General features: G+C 33.4%; 16 protein-coding genes. 10 read left to right on the forward strand and 6 right to left on the reverse strand.

All coding sequences use genetic code 11. The annotated features are described in order from the left end of the window. Window positions 1-84 precede the first annotated feature (84 nt). Window positions 85-1,464 carry a short-chain fatty acid transporter gene (locus Q4517_RS14165; RefSeq protein ID WP_303510715.1) on the reverse strand — a complete coding sequence of 460 codons (1,380 nt, stop codon included), beginning with the start codon at window positions 1,462-1,464 and terminating at the stop codon, window positions 85-87. Between the two features lie 65 nt (window positions 1,465-1,529). On the opposite strand from Q4517_RS14165, the gene Q4517_RS14170 reads away from it, so the two are divergent. The 3 genes from Q4517_RS14170 to Q4517_RS14180 all read left to right on the forward strand — a co-directional run bounded on the left by Q4517_RS14170 (window position 1,530) and on the right by Q4517_RS14180 (window position 4,063). Next, window positions 1,530-3,086: an NAD(P)/FAD-dependent oxidoreductase gene (locus tag Q4517_RS14170; RefSeq protein ID WP_303510718.1), complete on the forward strand. Its 1,557-nt coding sequence runs from the start codon at window positions 1,530-1,532 to the stop codon at window positions 3,084-3,086. Between the two features lie 80 nt (window positions 3,087-3,166). After that, window positions 3,167-3,802 carry a YqaA family protein gene (locus Q4517_RS14175; RefSeq protein WP_299009393.1) on the forward strand — a complete coding sequence of 212 codons (636 nt, stop codon included), beginning with the start codon at window positions 3,167-3,169 and terminating at the stop codon, window positions 3,800-3,802. Between the two features lie 12 nt (window positions 3,803-3,814). Continuing rightward, window positions 3,815-4,063, forward strand: coding sequence for a DUF1456 family protein (locus Q4517_RS14180; protein WP_115900231.1), 249 nt, complete (start codon window positions 3,815-3,817; stop codon window positions 4,061-4,063). A gap of 241 nt (window positions 4,064-4,304) precedes the next feature. Here Q4517_RS14180 and Q4517_RS14185 read toward each other — a convergent pair whose 3' ends face one another. Both Q4517_RS14185 and Q4517_RS14190 read right to left on the reverse strand, forming a co-directional pair. Further along, window positions 4,305-4,670: a DUF3127 domain-containing protein gene (locus Q4517_RS14185; protein ID WP_115900230.1), complete on the reverse strand. Its 366-nt coding sequence runs from the start codon at window positions 4,668-4,670 to the stop codon at window positions 4,305-4,307. 8 nt (window positions 4,671-4,678) lie between these two features. Next, complete coding sequence (locus tag Q4517_RS14190; RefSeq protein WP_303510731.1) at window positions 4,679-5,539, reverse strand: flavin reductase family protein; 861 nt, start codon at window positions 5,537-5,539, stop codon at window positions 4,679-4,681. A gap of 75 nt (window positions 5,540-5,614) precedes the next feature. Between Q4517_RS14190 and Q4517_RS14195 the strand changes: the two genes are divergently transcribed. Further along, entirely contained in the window at window positions 5,615-6,763 is a 1,149-nt protein-coding gene (locus Q4517_RS14195) for a HAMP domain-containing sensor histidine kinase (RefSeq protein ID WP_303510734.1), read from the forward strand. Between the two features lie 4 nt (window positions 6,764-6,767). On the opposite strand, the gene Q4517_RS14200 is transcribed toward Q4517_RS14195, so the two are convergent. From Q4517_RS14200 to greA, 3 genes are all read right to left on the reverse strand, one after another. Then, the gene (locus Q4517_RS14200) at window positions 6,768-6,953 is read right to left on the reverse strand and encodes a hypothetical protein (protein ID WP_303510735.1); all 186 of its coding nucleotides are present in this window, start codon (window positions 6,951-6,953) and stop codon (window positions 6,768-6,770) included. 10 nt (window positions 6,954-6,963) lie between these two features. Continuing rightward, window positions 6,964-7,356 (reverse strand): HIT family protein, encoded by a 393-nt coding sequence (locus Q4517_RS14205; RefSeq protein WP_303510737.1) that lies wholly within the window; start codon window positions 7,354-7,356, stop codon window positions 6,964-6,966. Between the two features lie 99 nt (window positions 7,357-7,455). Further along, the gene (greA, locus tag Q4517_RS14210; RefSeq protein ID WP_303510738.1) at window positions 7,456-7,929 is read right to left on the reverse strand and encodes a transcription elongation factor GreA; all 474 of its coding nucleotides are present in this window, start codon (window positions 7,927-7,929) and stop codon (window positions 7,456-7,458) included. 194 nt (window positions 7,930-8,123) lie between these two features. On the opposite strand from greA, the gene Q4517_RS14215 reads away from it, so the two are divergent. From Q4517_RS14215 to Q4517_RS14240, 6 genes are all read left to right on the forward strand, one after another. Further along, window positions 8,124-8,534 carry a Rieske 2Fe-2S domain-containing protein gene (locus Q4517_RS14215; protein ID WP_303510739.1) on the forward strand — a complete coding sequence of 137 codons (411 nt, stop codon included), beginning with the start codon at window positions 8,124-8,126 and terminating at the stop codon, window positions 8,532-8,534. Between the two features lie 66 nt (window positions 8,535-8,600). Next, complete coding sequence (locus tag Q4517_RS14220; protein ID WP_303510740.1) at window positions 8,601-9,758, forward strand: 5-(carboxyamino)imidazole ribonucleotide synthase; 1,158 nt, start codon at window positions 8,601-8,603, stop codon at window positions 9,756-9,758. A 38-nt stretch (window positions 9,759-9,796) separates the two neighbouring features. Beyond that, window positions 9,797-10,276, forward strand: coding sequence for a 5-(carboxyamino)imidazole ribonucleotide mutase (purE, locus tag Q4517_RS14225; protein ID WP_303510741.1), 480 nt, complete (start codon window positions 9,797-9,799; stop codon window positions 10,274-10,276). Window positions 10,277-10,355: 79 nt separating this feature from the next. Then, window positions 10,356-12,389: a M3 family metallopeptidase gene (locus Q4517_RS14230; protein WP_303510744.1), complete on the forward strand. Its 2,034-nt coding sequence runs from the start codon at window positions 10,356-10,358 to the stop codon at window positions 12,387-12,389. Window positions 12,390-12,524: 135 nt separating this feature from the next. Beyond that, a complete protein-coding gene (locus tag Q4517_RS14235; RefSeq protein WP_303510748.1) occupies window positions 12,525-12,863 on the forward strand; it encodes a hypothetical protein in 339 nt (112 codons plus the stop codon). Between the two features lie 165 nt (window positions 12,864-13,028). Further along, window positions 13,029-15,389, forward strand: coding sequence for a TonB-dependent receptor domain-containing protein (locus Q4517_RS14240; RefSeq protein WP_303510750.1), 2,361 nt, complete (start codon window positions 13,029-13,031; stop codon window positions 15,387-15,389). The last annotated feature ends 4 nt before the right edge of the window (window positions 15,390-15,393 follow it).

Genomic DNA, 15,393 nt, shown 5'->3' on the forward strand with positions numbered 1-15,393 from the left:
CGGAGTCATCAGCGTGACGCGCTGGCGTTTCCTCAACATAACGGAGTCATCAGCGTGACGCGCTGGCGTTTCCTCAATAAACTCTTAAAACAAGGTAAGTCCTAACAAATAAATTACGCTAGCTACCACCATTGCAATTAACGTGTAGGGTAAAATTTCTTTTGCTTTTAGTTTCGTAATTCCTAATAAAGGTAATGCCCAAAAAGGCTGTAACATATTGGTTATTTGGTCTCCGTATGCTAGTGCCATAATTGCTTTAGGCAACGGAACCCCTAATTTTAACGCACTTTCTACCACAATAGGACCTTGTACAATCCACTGTCCTCCCCCACTTGGCACAAAAACATTAACCAAACCAGCACTAAAAAACGTAAATATGGGTAAGGTCGTTGCAGTTGCTATCGACACGAAAAAATCAGAAATTAAAGTAACCATCCCCGTACTTTTCATCACCCCCATAATACCAAAATACAACGGAAACTGAATTAAAATTCCAGAGACATCACTAATCGATTCTCCCACAGCATTGGTAAATTTTTTAAAACTTCTGTGTAGTATAATTCCTAATCCTAACATAAAAAAGTTAATTAGGTTAGGCGTAATTTTTAACTGCTGAATGTCTGCCCAATAACGATAACTAAACGCTACTAAAATCAACACACCAAAAGCAATGGCTAACCATTGAGAACTATCTAGTTTTTCTGCTTGGGTACTAAGCTTTTCATCAGTATGCATTTGATACTCTGGTAAATTAATCGCTGTAGGAGTTGCTTTCTTTCCTAAAAAATAAAAGGTTGCCGATACCGCCGCTACTACCACGAAAAAAATCAGCAAATTCCACCAACTAAAAATCGTTTGAGAATAATCAATCACATCAGGTATTTGAGCTAAAACCTCATCCGAAGAAACCGACTGCATAATACTTTTAATATGTCCGCTTTCGTTAATTTTTATCGGTGCCGATCCAGAAATTCCACCATGCCAAACCATCAATCCCATATAACCCGCCGCTCCAATAATTGGATAATTTAGTTTGATATTATGTTGTTGTGCATGTTCTGCTACTTTACGTGCCAACAAAGCTCCAAAGATGAGCCCTAACCCCCAATTAAAAAAAGCTACCAACATGGTAGTACAACTTACAATGGCTGCACTATTTGCTGTGTTGGTACAGAATTTTGTTACTTTTAAAATTAAATTACTTACAGGTTTACTCAACACCAACACATGTCCTAATACCAAAATCAACATCATTTGGTAAGCAAAAACGAGTAATCCGTTAGACCAAATTCCGTTTTCCCAAAATTGTAACACCTCTAAAGAATAGGCAACTACAGAACTTTCTTCTGGTTTTGTAAAAAACAGTGCTAATAAAAGAGTTAACAGTGTTAATAATATAGCGATGGTAAAAGGTGAGGGTAAATATTTTTTAAAAACATTTTCTATAACCTGCGTAATTTTCATAGTGTAGGGTTTGATTTGCTAAAATAATTAAATAGACTGAATCTTATTTTAACTAGTTTTGCGGTATGGTTAAAGAACTTCAATTACGTGTTAATTTAGTAGAAGAACGCAAAGACAATATTTTACAGCTAAAAGCTGCTAAAAAGCTAGGTATTAATGTTGCTGATATTACCAGCGTAAAGGTGTTACGTAAATCGATTGATGCACGTAAAAAAGAAGTTATTTTTAATTATAAAGTAGCGGTGTACATTAACGAACCGCAACCTGATACTCCTGATTATATTTTTGAATATCAAGATGTATCGAATGCGAAAGAAGTTCATATTGTAGGTTTTGGTCCTGCGGGAATGTATGCGGCACTTCGTTGTATTGAGTTAGGCTATAAACCTATTGTACTTGAACGTGGTAAAAATGTACAAGATCGTCGTAGAGATTTACGTGCTATTAATCAATTTCATGAGGTAAATCCAGACTCTAACTATTGTTTTGGAGAAGGTGGTGCAGGAACCTATTCGGACGGAAAGTTATATACAAGAAGTTTAAAGCGTGGTGATGTTCGTAAAATATTTGAAAATTTAGTATATCACGGTGCTACTGACCAAATTTTGGTAGATGCGCATCCGCATATAGGAACGAACAAACTTCCGAAGATTATTCAAAACATTCGCGAAACGATTTTAAAACACGGTGGTGAGATTCATTTTGAAACTCGTGTTACTGATTTTATCGTTAAAAACAACAAACTACAAGCCATACAGTTACAAAATGGTTCTGAAATGGCTGTAAATGCGGTGGTTTTAGCTACTGGGCATTCTGCAAGAGATATATACGAGTTATTGCATAAAAAAGACATTTTGCTAAAAGCGAAATCCTTTGCTATGGGGGTTCGTGTAGAACATCCGCAAGAAATTATCGATCAAATTCAATATAGTTGTTCTGGTGAACGTGATGAGTTATTGCCTGCTGCTGCCTATAGTTTAGTACACCAAGTAGGAAACCGCGGAGTGTATTCATTCTGTATGTGTCCTGGTGGATTCATCGTTCCTGCGGCAACTGCTAATGGTGAAGTTGTAGTGAATGGAATGTCACCATCGCGTCGTAATAATAAGTTTGCCAACTCCGGTATTGTCGTTGAAATTAATGTTGATAAAGACTTACCTAAGTATGAGAAATATGGAGTTTTAAAAGGCTTACAATATCAAAAAGATTTAGAAAAGTTAGCGTTTAACGCAGGTGGAAAAAGTCAGATTGCTCCAGCACAACGTTTAACTGATTTTGTGGAAGGTAAATTGTCTTCTTCTTTAAATGACTGTTCGTATCAACCCGGATTGAATTCTTCTCCGCTACATTCGTTACTTCCTAAATTGATTGGAAGCAGATTGCGTAAAGGTTTTGCGGCTTTCGGACAAAAAATGCACGGGTATTATACCGCGGAAGCAAACATTGTTGGGGTAGAGTCTAGAACCTCATCACCTGTAAATATTCCAAGAAAAGAAAACCTTGAACATCCACAAATTGAAGGGCTTTTTCCTTGTGGTGAAGGTGGTGGTTATGCGGGTGGTATTATCTCTGCTGCTATGGATGGTGAACGTTGTGCTGAATCAGCCATAGCAAACCTATAATAATTAACAGATATTTGTTGGTGTAATTTCTAATTACCTCGTACTTTTGCTATTCCTAAAAATTAGAGGCTTTTTTAGCGATGAGTAAAAAGAATAAAAAAAATAACAAAAAGAAAATAGATAAGCCGCATTATAAACGTTTACACAACTATTATAATCGCACTGGTTTTTACATGTTCATTTGGATTAGCTTGAAGAAAGCTTTTTGGCCAATTGTTGGAGCTGTTGTTGGTATATTATTATTTAACAAGTATGTTTATAATATTAATGATGGTTTACAAACCATGACCGAAACTTTTTCTAGAACAGGAGTTTTAATTACTTTTTTTATATCTGAAACAATTTTAGGATTAATTCCGCCAGAGATTTTCATCGCATGGTCTAAGAAAACAGAAGACCCTATTGTAAATATTTCTTTATTAGCAACGTTATCTTACTTAGGTGGTTTGTGTGCTTATTTTATAGGTAGAGCTTCTTTAAAGATTGACTCAGTAAGAAATTATTTGGAGGTTAAAATGGCTAAAAACCTTAAAAACACTAGTAAATGGGGAGGTTTTTTAATTTTGGTAGGTGCACTACTACCACTACCTTTTGCCATTAGCTGTTTAACTGCTGGTATGATTAAATATCCTTTTAAAAATGTAGTTTTTGTAGGCTTATTTCGTTTTGCTCGTTTTGCTATTTATGCATGGGCTATTTTTTCGGTAGTAAATTAACTTAAAACAATTATGGGACTAACTAACAACGATATTTTTAAAAAGCTACGAGTAGCACATAAATTAAGAGATACTGATATTATTGACATCTGCGCCTTGGTAGATTTTAAAGTTTCTAAATCAGAACTTAATGCTATTTTTAGAAAAGAAGATCACCCTAAGTATATGGAATGCGGTGATCAGTTTTTACGTAATTTTTTAAACGGATTAATTATTCATTTAAGAGGTCCGATGCCTGAGAAAAAGCCAACAAAAAAGTAACCACACCACTAACGCTTATATAATTAAAAAACCTTCTGAATTAAATCAGAAGGTTTTTATTTCCCCTTAAATTCTCAATCAATAATTATTTATTGAATGATTATGGTACAAATATATAACTGGTTGTTAATTTATTAAAGGGGATATCCGTAAGTAAATATGTAGTTTTCCGTAAAACAGAAAAAGAGCGCAAAATTTGCGCTCTTTTTATTTGTATTCTTATTTTCTAACTTAACTTTTCTTAGAAAGGTAAATCATCTGGTTCGTTTGCAGATAAATCTGGGGCTGGCTCAAATTGGTCAGCTGGTGGAATGTTTTGAGGAGCTGCTTGTGCTAAGTTTTCAATTCTCCATCCTTGAACAGAGTTAAAATACTTTGCCTCTCCTTGTGGGTTAATCCATTCTCTACCTCTTAAATTAATAGAAACTTTTACATCTTGCCCAACTTGATAACTGTTTAATAAATCACATTTATCTTGAATAAACTCAATCATTATCATTTGCGGGTACTGCTCATCAGTAGTTACAACCATTTCACGCTTTCTAAATCCGTTAGATCCGAATGTTTGCGTTTCGTTAATTAATTTGATTTTCCCTATTACTTCCATTTCTAAATCTATTTAATTAAAAGCACCTTCCAAGCGCTTTCTACATCATTATTCTTTAAATACTCTTGTGCAAAAGTATGTTTTTTTTCAGTTGAAACCCCAACAAATTGTGAATGTTCTTTTGCAAAGTTATTAACAGTTTCTTCTGTAGGTAACTGTTCTACATTACCTAACATTCCTAAATTGTTTCCTGTTAACACAGTACTGTTTCTTATTTCTGTGGGTATTTGGTCTACTCCTATTCCTAAGGTAGTTAGTGGTTTTGGTATTTCAAAAAAGCCATCACGAGCACGAGAGTAATAACTTCCTCCTGCTCTAGCAACTAAATCAATTTTATGTTGGTCTATACTACCATCTTCTGCTAACACATCTTCGTTTACATGTAGTTTTACTACCTCACATACAATTAAGTTTCCTGCTCCTCCTTCTTCACCTGTATAAATGATGTCTTTCACTTTACATTCAAATTGTACAGGAGATTCTGCAACTCTAAACGGCTTTATTTCATCCGAAGGCAACATCGTAAAACCGGCTTTGATAAACTCATTTACTCCTTTTGGATACATGGTACTACTCAACGACATTTGTTGTACAATATCGTAATTTACAATATTAATAACCACTTCTCTGGTTGCTTCAGCATTGTCTAACGTATGTTTGGTTTTATTTCCTCTTACACTACGTGCTGGAGAAAAAATCATAATTGGAGGGTTTGCTCCAAATACATTAAAAAAACTAAACGGTGATAAATTTGGGTTTCCATCTGCATCAACAGTACTTGCGAAAGCAATAGGCCTTGGAGCTACAGCTCCTAATAAATACCCATGCAATTTAGAGGTTGGTATATCTTTAGGATTAATTGATAACATTCTATATAATTTTAATGTAAATATACTACCTATTTATAAACTTAGTTATTCTAGAGAATAGTTTATATTTGATTGATGGCTTTTTTTACAAACACTTATTGGGTAAAGCGTATTGCAATTAGTATTTCTTTACTTATCGTTTTATTTATTTTATGGAATACCTATGTGTTTTTTCAAAAATTTAAAAAGGATGAACGTGCTAAAATGGAAATTTATGCCACAGCAATTAAAGAAGTAGCATCTAACCCTGACTCTGATGGTAATTTTAATTTAGTAAACAAAGTTTATGAAACTATAGAGAATATTCCTTCTATTTTGGTTGGTAAAGATGGAGAGATAAAACAGTTTCATAACTTAGATTCTATAAAGTCTACAGATTCAAAATATCTTCAACAGCAATTGAGCATCATGAAAAACCAAAATGAGCCAATTGCAATAGAATATTTAGGTATTAAAGAACACATTTACTACAGAAATTCTGACCTTTTATACAAGCTCAAATACTATCCGCTTGCCTTAGTACTAATTTTAGGACTGTTTCTTACCATTATTTACATGGTTTATAAGTCTAATAAGGTTGCTGAGCAAAATAAGTTATGGACAGGAATGGCTAAAGAAACAGCACATCAAATAGGAACGCCACTTTCTTCATTATTGGGTTGGATAGCCATTTTACGTACTGAAAATGTAAGCACCGATTATATAGATGAAATTGAAAAAGATGTGAAGCGTTTAAATATTATTGCTAATCGTTTTTCTAAAATCGGATCACTTCCTAAATTGAAACCTTACAACATTGTATCTATTACTAAAACTGCTTTTAATTACTTAGAAAATAGAAGCTCCAAACAGATTTCTTTTTCTTTTACTACTGAGGCTGAAGAAATTCACGCTAACCTAAACACCGAGTTATATGGTTGGGTAATAGAAAATTTAATTAAAAACGCTATTGATGCTATGCAAGGTAAAGGGAAGTTATCTGTTAGTATTAGTACGAGTTCTAAGAATGTGAAAATTCTAATTTCTGATACTGGTAAGGGGATTCCTAAAACACAGTTTTCACAAATATTCAACCCAGGATTTACCACAAAAAAACGTGGTTGGGGTCTTGGCTTATCACTTTCTAAACGAATTATTAAAGATTACCACAACGGAAGAATACATGTGCTAAAATCAGAACTAGGAAAAGGAACTACGTTTGAGGTTTTATTGAGTAAGGTTTAGTTTTTTATTCTTTTTCTACTCTCTTTTTCATTGCTAATCCAAAAAGTATTCCTCCAATACCCCATATAACAAAGCCAATTAAACTGCTTTTAACAGTTATAGCTTTTCCATCATACCATGGAAAAAGAAAAGTCATTACTAAAAACATTGTTCCTCCCCAAACTAGTCCACTTTTAACCCACTTTTTCATAGCTTTTTATTTATTCAAAATTCTTAGCAACTTCTTCTGCAACAGCTACAAACTCTTCGTTTGTTAATTTTTCTTTCTTTACAAAACGGATATCCTCCATGGTTTGTAACGGAATTAAATGTACGTGTACATGAGGTACTTCTAAACCAATTACACTCATTCCTACACGTTCACATGGTATTGTTTTTTCAATCGCTTTGGCTACCCTGTAAGAGAAAGACATTAATCCGTCGTACTCTTCTTTCGATAAATCGAATAGTTTATTTTCTTCACGCTTAGGAATTACCAATGTATGTCCTTTAGCATTTGGATTGATATCTAAAAAAGCAAAATAGTTGTCATCTTCAGCTATTTTATACGATGGAATTTCTCCGTTTATAATCTTTGTAAAAATACTTGCCATGTTGTTTTATTTAATTTTACAGTAAAAGTAAAAAAGAAATCGGGTTCTAGCGAAGCTAAAACCCGAATAAATCTTTACTCTTTTGTATTTGTTTTTCTTTTATCGAGAAATCTCTATAACTTCAAACTTCATAATTCCGTTAGGCACTTGTATTTCGGCAATATCACCTACTTTTTTACCTAACAACCCTTTACCAATTGGTGAGTTTACAGATAACTTTCCGTTTCTTACATCACTTTCGCTATCAGCAACTAGTGTATAGGTAAACTCCATTCCATTAACTGAATTTTTAATCTTAACTATTGAGTGAATTAAGATTTTTGAGGTATCTAACTGACTTTCATCAATAACACGAGCATTTGCTACTACGTTTTTAAGCTTTGCAATTTTTGTTTCTAACAACGATTGCTCTTCTTTTGCAGCATGATATTCTGCATTCTCACTCAAATCTCCTTTATCACGGGCATCTGCTATTTCTTGAGAAACACGAGGTCTTTCAACCTGCTCTAATTGGGCTAACTCTTCTTTAAGTTTTTTTAATCCTTCTTCCGTATAATATGATACATTACTCATCTCTTCTGTCTTTTTTAAAATCAACAAACTTTTATACGTTTTCCTTAACGTTTTACAAAAAGTATATAACTTTTCTTCCTAAAAACCTGTGGGTTAAATTTAAAAATCCCATGCCGTTAGGAATGAGATAGTCTTACAAATGTACAAAATATTTGTAACTTCGTTACGTTACAATACTAACTCTATACTAAAAAATGAAAAAAAAATTTTATTTAATTCTTGTTCTAATTTGTTTTAGTTGTAGTGATAACACCCCTATTAACAATTGTTTTTCTGGAGTAAAAATGAATGCTATTATTGATTTGTCTCTCCCAGAATTTAGCGGATTGTTAGTTCCTGGAGGGGAATCTCAAAATACAATACAAGGAAGAAATGTTTTTATTTTTAGAACAGGAACTTCTGGCTATAGAGCTTTTGACCGACAATGTCCTGAGCAAAAATGTAGCTCTTTAATGACTTTTAATGGTGTAGAAATTACCTGCCCTTGTGATGATAAAAAATACAACTATCTTTCAGGAGGTACTCCTTTAGATGGCGAAGGCTGTAATGCTTTAATGTATTTTGTTACTTCTATTGGTAACAATCAGTTAAGAATATCTCGTTAATACTATTTGTACTAACAATTAGATTCTTATTTTTGCAGCAACAACAACACAATTAACACATTTATCGTGAAAAATTACTTTTCTTCAGACTTTAAATTGGGTGTTCTAGGAGGCGGCCAATTAGGAAGAATGTTACTTACCGAAACTCAAAAATTCGATATTTATACTGTTATTCTAGACGGAAATTCTGATGCTCCTTGTGCTCAAATATGTAATGAATTTCATCAAGGAGATTTATTGGATTATGACACTGTTTACAACTTTGGGAAGCAAGTAGATTTATTAACTATAGAAATTGAAAATGTAAATATTGACGCCTTAGACGCTTTAGAAGCTGAAGGGTTAACTATTTTTCCGAAGCCTAAAAACTTAAGAACTATCCAAAACAAAGCACATCAAAAGGTGTTTTATCATGACAACCAAATTCCTACGGCTGATTTTTCTAGGTTTACTTCTTTACAAGAATTAAAACATACTATTAGTAATGATGCTGTTACGCTTCCTTTTGTATGGAAGTCTGCTCGATTTGGATACGATGGTAATGGTGTAAAAATAGTTCGTTCTATCAGCGATTTAGAAAATTTACCTACTGGTGAGTGTATTTCTGAAAAACTAGTTCCTTTTAAAAATGAATTAGCTGTTATTGTTGCTAGAAATGCCAATGGAGAAACTAAGACCTACCCAGTAGTTGAAATGGAGTTTCATCCAGAAGCGAATCAAGTAGAGTATGTTATTTGCCCTGCAAGAATAGAAGATGTAGTTGCCCAAAAAGCGCGTGAAGTTGCTTTAAAAGTTGCGGATGCTTTTGATTTTGTTGGATTACTAGCAGTAGAGATGTTTCAAACTGAAGATGATACAATCATAGTAAATGAAGCAGCTCCAAGAACTCATAATTCTGGGCATTATTCTATAGAAGCAAGTTATACCAACCAATTCGAACAACACTTACGCAGTATTTTAAACCTTCCGTTAGGGAGTACTGAAAGTAAGGTTGCTGGAATTATGGTGAATTTAGTAGGTGCTGAAGGATATACTGGTGATGTGGTATATGAAAACATCGAAGAAATTTTAAAAATTGACGGCGTTACTCCTCACGTCTACGGAAAAAGAACAACCAAACCTTTCCGTAAAATGGGACACGTAACTATTGTAAATAAAGATATAAACGAAGCGAGAAAAATCGCTCAACAAGTAAAAGAAACTATTAAGGTAATAGCAAAGTAACCTCTCGACTACACTCGAGATGACAAAAACATAAAATTATGGTAGGAATTATCATGGGAAGCGATTCAGATCTTCCAATCATGCAAGAAGCAATTGATATTTTAGAGAGTTTTGATATTCAAGTAGAAGTAGATATTGTATCTGCACACAGAACTCCTGAAAAATTATTCGACTATGCTAACAATGCACACAAACGCGGAGTACAAGTTATTGTTGCTGGTGCTGGAGGTGCTGCTCATTTACCTGGTATGGTAGCAAGCATGAGCCCATTACCAGTAATTGGAGTTCCTGTAAAAAGTAGAAACTCTATTGATGGTTGGGATTCTGTGTTATCTATTCTTCAAATGCCAGGAGGTGTTCCTGTTGCTACAGTTGCTTTAGATGGAGCTAAAAATGCAGGTATTTTAGCTGCACAAATTATAGGTGCTTCTGACAAATGTGTGTTAGATAAAATAATCGCTTATAAAGAAGGTTTAAAACTGAAGGTTGAAAAAGCTTCTGAAAACGTAAAAAAATAAGTACTTTAGTACAATATTAACTTGAGAGCCTCATAAATTTTATTTGTGAGGTTTCTTCAATTTTTAAAACGAATTTTTTATGACTAAGAATCCACTTTTACAAGATTTTAATACCCCTCCTTTTTCTCAAATCAAAGAAGAAGATTATAAACCTGCAATAAAAGAAGCTATACAAATAGCTAAGGACGAAATTGATGCTATTGTTAAGAATTCTGACGTTCCAACCTTTGAAAACACTACAGTTGCTTTAGACAACGCTGGTAATAAATTAGACAGAGCTACTTCTATCTTTTTCAACTTAAACTCTGCTGAAACCAATAAAGAAATTCAAAAAATAGCGAAAGATATTTCGCCTTGGTTAAGTGAGTTTAGAAACGACATGATTTTAAATGAAGGATTGTTTAAACGTGTAAAAACTGTATACGATCAATTGTCTGATTTAAACTTGACTCCTGAACAAGAAATGTTGTTAGATAAACAATACAAAAGTTTTGCACGTAACGGAGCAAATTTAAATGAAACTGATAAAGCTGAGCTTCGTAAAATTGATGCTGAATTAGCAAAATTATCGTTACAGTTTGGAGAGCATGTATTAGCTGAAACCAATGCTTTTGAATTATTAATTACCAATGAAGATGATTTAGCAGGCTTACCTGAAAGCGCAAAAGAAGCAGCTAAAGAACTCGCTAACTCTAAAGGTAAAGAGGGTTGGATGATTACCTTAGATTATCCAAGCTATATTCCTTTTATGACGTATGCTGATAATAGAGAATTGAGAAAAAAGTTAGCAATAGCTTTTGGTAAAAAAGGGTTTCAACAAAATGAATACAACAATGAGCAAATTGTAAAAGACATTGTAACCTTACGCCACAAACGTGCCAACCTATTAGGTTATAAAACCCACGCTCATTTTGTATTAGAAGAGCGTATGGCTGAAACTCCTGAGAAAGTTATGGAGTTTTTAAATGAATTGTTAGAAAAAGCGAAACCTGCTGCTCAACGTGAATTTGATAATTTAGAGGCCTATGCTAAAAAACTAGACGGAATAGATCAATTACAAAAATGGGATGGTGCTTACTATTCTGAGAAGCTTAAAAAAGAGTTGTTCAACTTAGATCAAGAGTTGTTAAAACCTTACTTTAAGTTAGAGAATGTAATTGATGGTGTATTTACTGTAGCTAACAAATTGTACAACTTACAGTTTGAAGAAATTGACACTATTGATAAGTACCATGAAGATGTAAAAACGTATGCTGTAACTGATACTGATGGTAATTTTGTTTCATATTTTTATGCTGATTTTCATCCAAGACCAGGAAAACGTAATGGTGCGTGGATGACTTCTTACAAATCACAATATAGGAGTAACGATACTAACGAAAGACCTCAAGTTTCTATCGTTTGTAACTTTACCAAACCTACACAAACCAAGCCTTCTTTATTAACTTTTAATGAGGTTACTACCCTTTTCCACGAATTTGGTCATGCCTTACACGGAATGTTGGCTAACACTACTTATAAGAGCTTATCAGGAACTTCTGTTTCTTGGGATTTCGTGGAATTACCTAGTCAGGTTTTAGAAAACTGGTGTTACGAAAAAGAAGCGTTGGAGTTGTTTGCAAAACATTACGAAACTGGAGCAATTATTCCTATGGAGTATGTTGAGAAAATTAAAGAATCTGCGAGTTTCCATGAAGGAATGCAAACCTTGCGTCAATTAAGCTTCGGATTATTAGATATGTCTTGGCACTCTGGAGGTTCTCCTGAAACTATTACTGGTGTAAAAGAGTTTGAAACGAATGCTTTTGCTGAGACTAAATTATACCCTGATGTAGCAGAAAACTGTATGAGCACTTCTTTTTCTCATATTTTTCAAGGCGGATACTCAGCTGGATATTATTCATATAAATGGGCAGAGGTTTTAGATGCCGATGCTTTTGAGTACTTTAAAGAGAAAGGTATTTTTAATAAAGAGGTTGCTGATAAGTTTAAGAATAATGTATTGTCTAAAGGTGGAACAGAAGAACCTATGGAGTTATACAAACGTTTTAGAGGTAGAGAACCGAAACCTGATGCTTTATTAAGACGTGCTGGATTGATTGACAAGAGTTAACACCTCATAATTTTAATGTTTTAAATAGTTCCTTTTCATGTGAAGAGGAACTATTTTTTTAGAAAAAAATTAACAGATTTTAACATATATAAAGTTTGCTAAGCACTTACTTTTGTTTCCTCACAGTTGTAAGAAATGAGCTTGAATAAAAATAGCATATTTAGTAAAATCACCTCTTTATCATTGGTGGTTCTTCTTATGCTTCCTATTCTTATAAAAGCTACTCACCATCATGAAAACGAAGCACATCATCATAACTGTAAAGAAAAATCTACTCACTTACACGAATCGGTAAATGACCATTGTGATATTTGTTATTTTTCTTTTGCTTCTTTTAATATACCTACAACAAACTTCTCACAAGTTTTAGCTATTCTTCCTGGTAAGACTATAGTAGACAATTACAAGTCGATTATTTTACCTTCTTACAACTCTCTGAATAGAAAACTTAGAGGACCTCCTACAAACTTGTAACATCTTAGTTTAGAACATTTGTACTTTATCGGAGTGTGATTTATGTATCCCTAAAGCTAGGTTTACGGTGCATTACAATCAGTTAACACGCTTGTTCTATATTATTTAATTAATAGTTGAATCTTACAATTCAACTACTACAATTCGTTTTTAATTCTGTTTACAATGACAAAACAAAGCTTAGGCGCTTTATTTTGTGTATTGTTTCACGCAATTCTTTTTAGTCAGAATACCAATTCTCTTACTATTAAGGTAATTGATGGAACAACACAAAAAGAGTTACCCAATGCTCACGTAAGTATTGGTTCAAAGCACGCGTACACAAACACTCAGGGAAGTAGTACTTTTTACAAACTTTTAAACAAAGAGTATCTCTTAACTGTTACTCATGTTGGATATGTTACCTATCAAGAGAACATTTCTACTACTTCTTCTACAATAGTTATTACTCTAATACAAGACAATTCAGTATTGAATGAAGTGGTTATTGCACAAAACCCTAAAAAAACACTAACAAAGTTCTCTAGTAATACACAAAGGATTCATGTTGATTTCTTAGAAAAAAACAGAGATAATAGTTTAATGCAAACTCTTAAAGATATTCCTGGAGTTAGCACAATTACCATCGGTTCGGGGCAATCTAAACCCACTATTAGAGGTTTAGGATTTAATAGAGTTGTTGTTGTTGAAAACGGTATAAAACACGAAGCACAACAATGGGGAGCCGACCATGGTTTAGAAATAGACCAATATAATATTGATAATATAGAGGTTAATAAAGGAGCTGCTTCTCTACTCTATGGTTCTGATGCAATCTCTGGGGTAATTAGTTTGAAAAACAATTTACTACCTGATGTTAATTCTTTTTCAGGAGAAGTAAACCTCACCAATAGAAGTAACAATGATTTTTATGGAGTGTCTTTAGGTGTTAAACAACGTTATAATCATTGGTATTACAAGGCAAGAATAACCCACGAAGATTACGGAGACTATAAAGTTCCTACTCAAAAAATTACGTACGATAATTACATTTTTGATTTACATAAAAACTACTTGCGAAATACAGCAGGATACAATCATAATGTTGGAGTTTCTATAGGTTATGTATCAGATAATAGTAGCTCTATAACTTCTTTTAGCAATGTAAATTCTAAAAATGGTTTTTTTGCTAATGCACATGGTCTGGAAGTGAGAACTTCTAAAATAGATTACGATGCTGACAATAGAGATATTGATTTACCACATCATAAGGTCAATCATTTTAAAATAACGAATAATACCAGTTTTCTATTCCCTAGTTATACGTTGGATATTGAGCTTGGTTTTCAAAATAACTATCGTGAAGAACACTCAGAACCTGTTCCGCATGGTTATATGCCTAAGCCGTCATCTACGATGGAACGCTTGTTTAAAAAGAATACTTACAGTCTTAATGCAAAAAGTCAATTACATAACTTTAATAAACATAAAGTTACTACAGGTGTTAATTTAGAGTATCAAGATAATACTATTAATGGTTGGGGGTTTCTTATTCCTGAATATACTCGTTTTACAGCTGGAGCTTTTGTATACGATCAAATAAAACTCAACGACAATTTATATTTAGATGGTGGTGTACGTTACGATTATGGGGTAATAAAAACACAACCCTATTACGAGTGGTTTTTATCTCCTGTTACTGACGAAAACGGAAATACTACTCAGCAACAACTACAGCGTTCAGAAAGAAAGAGTTTAACTTTTGGAAGTTTTAGCGCTTCAGCTGGATTAAGTTATGGACGAAAAAACACATCGTATAAAATAAATGTAGGCAAGAGTTTTAGAATTCCACTAGCAAACGAATTGGCTTCAGACGGAGTAAACTATCACATGTATCGATATGAAGAAGGAAGTCTTGACTTAGAACCTGAAAGTTCTTATCAGATAGATGGAGAGTTTAAAACTAATTTTAGCAGAGGCTCTATTCAAATCACGCCATTTGTCAATTATTTTGATAATTATATTTATTTAAGTCCAACGTCAGAATATTACGAAACACTTCAGAAGTATCAATACAATCAAAGTCGTGTTTTTAGATATGGTGGCGAAATTATGGCGCAATATGAACCTATTGATAAATTATCTATTACAGGTTCTTTAGAGTATGTAAAAGCAAGACAATTAAGTGGAAAAAAGAAAAACTTCACACTTCCTTTTTCTCCTCCATTAACAGGAGTTGTTTCGCTTGAATACGCATTGAACCCTTGGTCTACTTTTGGAGAAACTAAAATATTCTCAAGTGTACGATTGGTTTCGGATCAAAACAATATTGTTCCTCCTGAAAAAACGACAGAAGGGTATTCTTTACTAAACATCGGTTTACATACTAGTGTAGATCTTTTCTCAAAAAAGCAGCCTCTTAAAATTCAAGGGAGGTTAAATAACATTTTAAACAACAAAGTATTCGACCACACAAGCTTCTACAGACTGATAGAGGTTCCTGAACCTGGAAGAAACTTTTCTATAACAATTATACAAACATTTTAATTAT

Origin of the sequence: Tenacibaculum sp. 1_MG-2023 (assembly GCF_030547425.1) — a bacterium.
GTDB lineage: Bacteria > Bacteroidota > Bacteroidia > Flavobacteriales > Flavobacteriaceae > Polaribacter.

Bases quoted from the DNA above. Each gene is read 5' to 3' on its own strand.
- Q4517_RS14170 (WP_303510718.1), top strand. From the start codon at position 1,530: ATGGTTAAAGAACTTCAATTACGTGTTAATTTAGTAGAAGAACGCAAA.
- Q4517_RS14240 (WP_303510750.1), top strand. From the start codon at position 13,029: ATGACAAAACAAAGCTTAGGCGCTTTATTTTGTGTATTGTTTCACGCA.
- Q4517_RS14215 (WP_303510739.1), top strand. From the start codon at position 8,124: ATGAAAAAAAAATTTTATTTAATTCTTGTTCTAATTTGTTTTAGTTGT.
- Q4517_RS14185 (WP_115900230.1), bottom strand. From the start codon at position 4,670: ATGGAAGTAATAGGGAAAATCAAATTAATTAACGAAACGCAAACATTC.
- Q4517_RS14230 (WP_303510744.1), top strand. From the start codon at position 10,356: ATGACTAAGAATCCACTTTTACAAGATTTTAATACCCCTCCTTTTTCT.
- purE (WP_303510741.1), top strand. From the start codon at position 9,797: ATGGTAGGAATTATCATGGGAAGCGATTCAGATCTTCCAATCATGCAA.
- Q4517_RS14205 (WP_303510737.1), bottom strand. From the start codon at position 7,356: ATGGCAAGTATTTTTACAAAGATTATAAACGGAGAAATTCCATCGTAT.
- Q4517_RS14175 (WP_299009393.1), top strand. From the start codon at position 3,167: ATGAGTAAAAAGAATAAAAAAAATAACAAAAAGAAAATAGATAAGCCG.
- Q4517_RS14180 (WP_115900231.1), top strand. From the start codon at position 3,815: ATGGGACTAACTAACAACGATATTTTTAAAAAGCTACGAGTAGCACAT.
- Q4517_RS14235 (WP_303510748.1), top strand. From the start codon at position 12,525: ATGAGCTTGAATAAAAATAGCATATTTAGTAAAATCACCTCTTTATCA.
- Q4517_RS14190 (WP_303510731.1), bottom strand. From the start codon at position 5,539: ATGTTATCAATTAATCCTAAAGATATACCAACCTCTAAATTGCATGGG.
- Q4517_RS14200 (WP_303510735.1), bottom strand. From the start codon at position 6,953: ATGAAAAAGTGGGTTAAAAGTGGACTAGTTTGGGGAGGAACAATGTTT.
- Q4517_RS14165 (WP_303510715.1), bottom strand. From the start codon at position 1,464: ATGAAAATTACGCAGGTTATAGAAAATGTTTTTAAAAAATATTTACCC.
- Q4517_RS14195 (WP_303510734.1), top strand. From the start codon at position 5,615: ATGGCTTTTTTTACAAACACTTATTGGGTAAAGCGTATTGCAATTAGT.
- greA (WP_303510738.1), bottom strand. From the start codon at position 7,929: ATGAGTAATGTATCATATTATACGGAAGAAGGATTAAAAAAACTTAAA.